Origin of the sequence: Streptomyces sp. F001 (assembly GCF_004187715.1) — a bacterium.
GTDB classification, from domain to species: Bacteria; Actinomycetota; Actinomycetes; order Streptomycetales; family Streptomycetaceae; genus Streptomyces; species Streptomyces flavusporus.
The window spans coordinates 1-1,884 of sequence record NZ_QZWF01000154.1 but is presented as its reverse complement, the minus strand read 5'-3'; the positions used below and the strand labels follow the sequence as shown (position 1 = coordinate 1,884).

Sequence of the window (1,884 nt, the reverse complement as noted above, 5' to 3'; positions counted from 1 at the left end):
CTTCACCTCGATCGCCCGGGGCAACGTGCCTGCCGCGATCTGCGCCGGCTCCTTCTCCTCCCTGGCGGGCATCGTCATCACCCCGCTCCTGGCCGCCGCGCTGCTCGGCGGCAGCGCCGGCGGGTTCACCACGGACTCGATCGTGAAGATCGTGCTGCAACTCCTTGTGCCGTTCCTGGCCGGGCAGCTGTTGCGCCGCTGGATCGGACGGTTCGTCACCCGCCACCGGAAGGGTCTCGGCCTCGTCGACCGCGGGTCGATCCTCCTGGTCGTCTACACCGCGTTCAGCGAGGGCATGGTCCAGGGTGTCTGGCACCAGGTCAGCCCCGCCCGGCTGGGCGGGCTGCTCGCCGTCGAGGCGGTGCTGCTCGCCGTGATGCTCGCCCTGACCTGGTACGGCGCCAAGGCGCTGGGCTTCAACCGGGAGGACCGCATCGCCATCCAGTTCGCCGGCTCGAAGAAGTCGCTGGCCTCCGGACTGCCCATGGCGAGCGTGCTGTTCGGGGCCGAGGCGTCGCTGGCCGTGCTGCCGCTGATGCTCTTCCACCAGATGCAGCTGATGGTGTGCGCGGTGATCGCCAAACGCCGTTCCCACGACCCCGTCGAGCCGCTCACCGCGCCGCCGCCAGCCGCAGCGTCACGAACCGCGGTCGGTACAGGCTCACGTTCCCGTTGATCTGCGCGGACGCGCCCGTGGTCGCCAGCCAGTTGACGTCGTAGCTCAGGACGAGGCGAGCCCCGCCGCCGACGTCGGGATGCGCCTGCGGGTTGTACGCGGCGACCTGGCCGGCCGGCAGCGGTGGGCTGAAGCTGCGGGTCGGCCCGTGCCACGGCCCGGTGGGCGAGCAGGCCCAGTACGACGTCACGGTGGTCAGCCCACGTGCTCCGGCGGCCATGGTGAACAGCACGTACGTGTCCTCGTCCCGGACCACCGAGAACGCGCTGCCCACACCGGTGCGCCGCTGGTCCCCGAGCACCGGAGCCGGACGCGACCCGGTGACCCATGCGGAGCCGTCCCAGTACTCCCAGGTGGCGGGGTCGGCGAGCCCGCCCGCCGGCACCCGCGCCACATACGCGGAGGAGGTCGGGCGGGACGCGGCCTGCCCGTCGTTGCCGCCGAAGACGTAGGTCCAGCCGCCGTCCGTCAGCAGCGTCGTCCCGAACAGCACACGCCGGGACGGGTCCGGCACCCGCTGCTGGTCGGACACCCTGGCGATGCCCTCGACGCGCAGGTCCGGCAGGGACAGCGTGGCCACCTCGGTGGCGAGGGGCACGCCGTAGATCCACGGCGCCTGGCCCGCCGCGCGCGTCCACAGCAGCACCCGTACGACCTGCTCCGAGGAGCCGGGGGAGCGCGGCTCGACCCGGGCGGCGACCGGCCAGCGCCACTGGTTCGGGGCCGGGTCGGGGAAGAGGGGCGCGGGCAGCGTCGTGCTCAGGCGGCCGTCGGACATCACCACCGCCGAGTTGCGCACCAGCGGCGCCGTCGTGTCGCGCCAGGCGTACGACTCGCCGGACGGGTTGGGCGGGGCGTGCACGGGGCCGAGGTAGGTGTCGGAGAACAGCCACAGCACCCGGCCGTCCGGCAGCCGCAGCGAGTGGGTGCCGTCGCCGCCGGTCCAGTCGTCGGTGCGGGTCGCGTCGTCGCCGTAGCGGGCGAACTCGGCGGTCAGCGCGTCGTTCGCCGACCAGGACGCGATCGTACGGGCCTCGCATGCGCCGCCGCCCTCCCGGTCGTCGTCCGGGAGGGCGGTGAGCAGCACGGCCGCGAGAACCAGGGTCAGCAGCAGGCCGACCCCGGCTCCCGTCCGCTGTCGTGCACGTATGTCGGCGGGCACGTTCCGGGACGTTAGCGGGCGGCGGCCACCTGGTCCATGGGGAGCC

Annotated in this window: 2 protein-coding genes; one reads left to right on the top strand and one right to left on the bottom strand. The window is 73.5% G+C overall.

The window, feature by feature from the left end:
* The coding region (locus tag StrepF001_RS45170) for a bile acid:sodium symporter family protein (RefSeq protein WP_129803870.1) at positions 1 to 676 on the top strand (676 nt) is incomplete at its 5' end.
* Here StrepF001_RS45170 and StrepF001_RS45165 read toward each other — a convergent pair.
* Positions 612 to 1,838, bottom strand: a complete 1,227-nt coding sequence (locus tag StrepF001_RS45165; RefSeq protein ID WP_129803869.1) for a DUF4185 domain-containing protein — start codon at positions 1,836 to 1,838, stop codon at positions 612 to 614. The two genes, StrepF001_RS45170 and StrepF001_RS45165, sit on opposite strands and share 65 nt — an antisense overlap.
* Positions 1,839 to 1,884: the final 46 nt, after the last annotated feature.